This window comes from Streptomyces graminilatus, assembly GCF_001418565.1.
Taxonomy (GTDB): domain Bacteria; phylum Actinomycetota; class Actinomycetes; order Streptomycetales; family Streptomycetaceae; genus Streptomyces; species Streptomyces graminilatus.
In genome coordinates this window covers 1-4992 of record NZ_LIQQ01000564.1, presented here as the reverse complement: position 1 = coordinate 4992, position 4992 = coordinate 1, and the positions used below count along the sequence as shown (strand labels likewise).

Sequence of the window (4992 nt, the reverse complement as noted above, 5' to 3'; positions counted from 1 at the left end):
CGCGGGGGCCAGAGGTCAGCGGGGCTGGTGGCCGGCCTGGAGGGCCTGGGGTGTCAGGGCGCGCAGGGTGGTGGTCTCCTCGTCGTCCTTCGTGAACCAGCCGAGCTGTGCCTGACGGACGGGGATCTCCCTGACGGCGCCGGCCAGCGGCCGCTTGTCGTCGTAGGGGTGGGCGCCCAGGACTCCTCGTCCGGCGCGACCGCGCCCACGGCGGCGGCTCTGGCCTCGGCCCAGTACCGCCGAGAACAGGATGAGCAGCAGCATGCCCGCCCAGAGCAGCGTCATGGGACTGGCGTAGTGCCGGAACTTGATCCAGAAGGAACTGGTGTCGTGCCAGGCGAACGTCTGGTTCTGCTTGACGGTGACGTCGCCGTGGGCGCGGCTGGTGTCCAGGGCGCTCGGGCCCACTCCCGAGACGACGTTGTACGAGACGAGGGACTTGTCGACCGCCCCGACGAGACTGATCCCGTGATTGGTGCCGTCCTGGACGGTGTTGCCACGTATCTCGCCGACCGAGTCCCGTACGTAGATGCCGGTGTCGGTGCTTTCGACGATGTTGCCGGTGATCGTCGCGGCGGTCACGCCGTCGCGCACCGAGATGCCCTGTCGCGACTGGCCGCTGAGGTGGTTTCCGGTGATGGCCACCTTGGTGGCGTCCTTGCGGGCCACGATGCCCATGTCGCCGCCCTCGACAAGGTTGTTCTGAACGCCGACGTCCTTGCCACCGAAGATCTCGATGCCGTAGTGGCCGTTGTCCTTGGCGGTGCTGTCGGACACGGAGTTGGAGCCGTAGCTGCTGATGGACTCACCCGAGGCCGAGGGGCCGCTGGCGAGCGGCCGGCCGCTGAGCGTGAAGCCGTTGCCGCCGTTGCCCGTGGCCGTGGAGCCACTGATCCGGACCTGCTCGGTGGCACGGGCCAGTACGAACCCGTCGCCGCCGTTGTCCTTGGAGACGGTCCGCTCGACCACCGCGTTGGTGACGAACCGGTGCAGGACCACGCCGTGTTCCAGGCTCTTCTGCACCGTGCTGTCGCTGATGCTGACCCCGTTGGCGCCGGAGATGAACAGGCCGTACGCGTTGCCCGAGAGGGTGGAGTGCCCGATCTCGGCCGAGACGTACGAGAGGCTGGGCACCGAGAAGCGGGTGTCCGGCGTGGTCAGCGATCCGGAGGGGTGGGCCACCACGCCACCGCTGCCCGCGTCAGACTCCGACGCCGGCGAGTCCTTGATGTTGCCGGTGTCGGGGCGGTCGGTACCGGTGAGGCTCAGGCCGCCGGTGCGGCCGCTCCAGAAGCCGAGGTCACCGACCTTGGCGTACGTCATGGCGAACTGGCCGCCGATGGCACGGATGTAGGCCCGGCCGTCCCGCACGTCCGTGTCCGGCCTGTTCCTCCTGTCGTCCCAGCTGACGATCTTCATGGGCGCCTGCGGGGTGCCTTCCAGCGTGAGCCGGCCGCCGAAGGACACGATGCTCACGAAGCCCTTGTTGCTGCTGGCCATCCGCAGGGTCAGCCCACCGGGGTTGGAGAGCTTCAGCTTGGCCCCGGCGTTGAGATAGATGTTCTCGGTCAGCAGGTAGGAACCGTCCCGCTCGCGGACGAACGTCTGCGGGGCCAGCTCCAGCAGGTCCGAGACGGTGTAGGGGTTGCTGCGCTGGGTCAGGACCAGGGTGTAGCCGCTGCCGGTGTCGAGTCGGTACGGCGCCTTCCACTGACCGCCCTTCAGGGGGGCCACGGCGGCCACCGCGCGGACCTGGTCCAGGCGGTGGTCCTCCGCGGCCACGAGCGCGGTCTCGTTCTCCGCGTCCGTGGCGTTGACCTGCGGTTTGTTGTCTCCGTCGGCGGCGGGGGCGCCGACCGCCGAGGCGAGGACCAGACCGGCGGCGAGGGACAGCACTACCGCGCCGCCCTGAAATATCCGCAGTGCGGAGCTCACGGAGCCGCCGGAGCCGACGGAGCCGCCGGAGCCGACGGAGCCGCCGGAGAAAAGGGGATGACGTGTCATGACTGCTGCACCTCCGGCCACGAGGCCGTGGCGGTCCGGGTCGCGCCGGCGAGGGACGCCGAGTTCTGGCCCTCGCCCCCGACGCTGCTGCTGGTGCGGGTCAGCCAGCCCTGCTTGTTCATGGTGACGAAGGCGAACAGCTTGATCGGCAACGAGATCATGATGACGACGAGCGCCAGCACCGGCAGCAACAGCACCTCCTGGGGATGCCTGCGCAGATGGGAGTATCCACGGATACCGCGTCCCACGAGCAGCCAGATCAGTACGAGGACCACGCCACGGCCGGTCAGCTCCAGGCGGCTGAAGACCAGATACCCGAGCGCCATGCCCATCGTCACCGGCGTCAGCAGGATCTGCAGCACGGTGATCTTGGTGACCAGGGGGACCCGCCAGAGCCAGCCCTTGTACAGAGCGGTCAGATAGCAGCGGTAGGAGTTCCGGCTCCAGCGCACCCGCTGCTTGACGAAGGCGCGGAACGAGGAAGGGAACATCGACATCGCCCGCGCGGAGGACTGGTGCACGGTCTTGTAGCCGGATGCCAGCACCAGCCAGGTCAGCCGTCCGTCGTCGCCCGCGACGCAGCGCCGGCCCAGGAAGAACTCGTTCTCCAGGTTCTCCAGTACGGGCTCGATCGCGGTCCGCCGATAGGCCGCCGTACGACCGGACAGGCAGGCCACGGCGCCCGCGCGGCCCATGGCCGGGACGTAGTCGTAGTAGCGAAGGTTGACCAGCCAGTCGGCGACGCGCCGCCAGACGCTGGTCGTGCGCTGGTAGACGTTCTGCTGGGTGCCGACGCCGCCGACCGTGGGGTCCACGAACGGCATCTGTACGGCGGCCAGCAGGCCCGGCTCCCAGCGGGTGTCCGAGTCCACCAGCACCACGACTTCGCTCGTCGCGGCGCGGATGCCCACACCGAGAGCCGACCGCTTGCCGCTGTGCTCGAACGCCAGTACCCGAACCCGGGGGTCCTGTACCTGCGCCAGCCTGTGCAGGACCTCGGTGTCGTCCACGTCCGGGACGATGATGACCTCGGTGGGATCCTGGGCCAGCCAGGTGTCCAGGCAGTCCACCAGGATGTCCGCGTCCTCGCGGTACGCCGGCACCACCACCGACACCGTGGTCCGGTAGTTGTTCACCACGGGCTTGGCGAACCGGGAGAGCACCGCCCGATAGAGCCACAGCCCCCAGACGAAGGCGCCGGCGAGGCCCAGTGGCATCACCTCGCGCCACGATGTCTCGGCGGTCGCCGTGACTATCCATGACCAGAAATCGTCGAAGAAGCTCGACACGAACCCAGACCCTCCAGCCGGAGCGTTGCCCAAACGTATGGGCGAAATATGCGATGTTCGCGCTCTACACGGCGAAATCTAGGGCCACATGGTTCCCACTCGACACACAGGCAACACAAAGTTCACCTGTCGCATCCACGAAATGCTCACAACAGGAACGCCGCTTCAGCGAACAGGCCACCGCCGAACCGCATGGGTCAAGCCGCTCCCCAGTGATCTGACTGATCATCATATAAGCTGCGTGGTACGGCATTTACCTTCACTCCGAGCGGGCGCCGCCCCCGCCGCCACTCCTCACGGGCAAGCCCTCCGGGACCTTCACGGAAGCAAATTTGATGTGACGTACATCACACGCCCCGAGTCTCGCCTGGTGAACGCATGTCACATACCGCTCACCAAACGGCCATCTCGCGCGCAGTTCCTGGGGAGGACGGAGGGCGGAGGACGCGGTCAGTGCCCGCGTCCGGCCGGCGACTGGAGGCGGTGCTCCCTGGGAGACATTCCGTACGCCGCCCGGAACGCTCGTGTGAAGTCGGAGTGGCGCGAGTAGCCCCAGCGGGCGGCGATGGCACTGATCGGCGTGCCACTGAGTGAGGGGTCGGCCAGGTCTCGGTGGGCGTTCTCCAGGCGCCGGCGGCGGATCCAGGCGGCGACGGGTTCGCCCTGGGCGCGCTGTTGGAAGATGCGGTGCAGGTAGCTGAGCGAGATGTTGTGGGCCGCCGCTATCACGGGTGGGGTGAGTTCGGGGTCGTGGAGGTTCTGGCGGATGAACTCCTGGACGCGTTCCGCCGTGGCTTGTCCCCGGGTCTCCGGGGACAACGCGGCCTCCGCGTCCAGGAGTTGTGCGATCCAGGCCGACATGAGGTCCAGTACGACCCTGCCCAGGCGGGGCGCGTCGGCCGGCTGGAGCGTGTCGGCCTGGCGGTCCACTCCGGTGAGGAACTCCGCCAGCAGGGCGCCGATTCCCTCGCCGCCCGGCAGGCGCCGGTTCAGCAGCTCCCCTACCCGGTGCGGCGGCAGGGGCAGCAGCGCCTTGGGTATGTCCAGGCCCACTCCTCTGACGATCCGGCGTTCCCGGTCGTCCGCCGGTCGGAAGTCGTAGGGCTGGGAACTGTCGGCCAGGTGCAGGTCATAGGGGGCGAACGCGGTGGTGCGACCGGCGTGGTCGAGGGCCATTCCGTCGTCGAGCATCAGCGTCAGGTGGTACAGCTCGCGGTCGCTCTGGCGCACCATCCTCGGGCTCCGGCGGAATCGTGTCGGCAGGAACGACACGTTCATCACAGTCGCCGGGCCCAGCTCCAACAGCCTTAGTTCTCCCCAGAAATCGGCGGAGTGGGTGCTGATGAAATCGTTGGAGCGCGTCCGGGCGATCAGTTCCCGCCAGTAGTCGAACCTGTCCGCCGCAGGCACGTCCTCACTCCGGAACACCGTCCCGATCATCCCGTTCCCCACCGATCTTCCCACCGGGCACTTCCGCCGTCATGCGTCGTCATGCTTAACATGCGCGACGCCAAGCAGATGGTCGCCCGGAAGTTCTTTACGGAGTCACGGAGTCACGGAGTCACCGAGTCACCGAGTAACCGAGTCACGGAGCCAGAGAGGCCGGCGCCAGGGAGCTGGGGGCGGTGCTCGGGTCCGTCGTTGTCGCCGGAGTGGGTACGGGGGCCTGGCCCGGGGCGTAGGACTCCTGGGTGCTGTC

3 protein-coding genes are annotated in these 4992 nt (G+C 68.1%); all 3 read right to left on the bottom strand.

What is annotated here, in order from left to right; all coding sequences use genetic code 11:
* Window positions 1-15 precede the first annotated feature (15 nt).
* The 3 genes from AOK08_RS36605 to AOK08_RS36595 all read right to left on the bottom strand — a co-directional run bounded on the left by AOK08_RS36605 (window position 16) and on the right by AOK08_RS36595 (window position 4733).
* On the bottom strand, window positions 16-2004 hold the full coding sequence (locus AOK08_RS36605; RefSeq protein ID WP_241827246.1) for a right-handed parallel beta-helix repeat-containing protein: 1989 nt from the start codon (window positions 2002-2004) through the stop codon (window positions 16-18).
* Entirely contained in the window at window positions 2001-3293 is a 1293-nt protein-coding gene (locus AOK08_RS36600) for a glycosyltransferase family 2 protein (RefSeq protein ID WP_055534133.1), read from the bottom strand. The genes AOK08_RS36605 and AOK08_RS36600 overlap by 4 nt, the downstream gene beginning before the upstream one ends.
* Window positions 3294-3743: 450 nt before the next feature.
* The gene (locus AOK08_RS36595; protein ID WP_055534131.1) at window positions 3744-4733 is read right to left on the bottom strand and encodes a helix-turn-helix domain-containing protein; all 990 of its coding nucleotides are present in this window, start codon (window positions 4731-4733) and stop codon (window positions 3744-3746) included.
* Between the last annotated feature and the right edge of the window lie 259 nt (window positions 4734-4992).

Excerpts from the sequence above, each read along its gene's own strand:
- AOK08_RS36605 (WP_241827246.1), bottom strand. The coding sequence starts at position 2,004 with ATGACACGTCATCCCCTTTTCTCCGGCGGCTCCGTCGGCTCCGGCGGC.
- AOK08_RS36595 (WP_055534131.1), bottom strand. The coding sequence starts at position 4,733 with ATGATCGGGACGGTGTTCCGGAGTGAGGACGTGCCTGCGGCGGACAGG.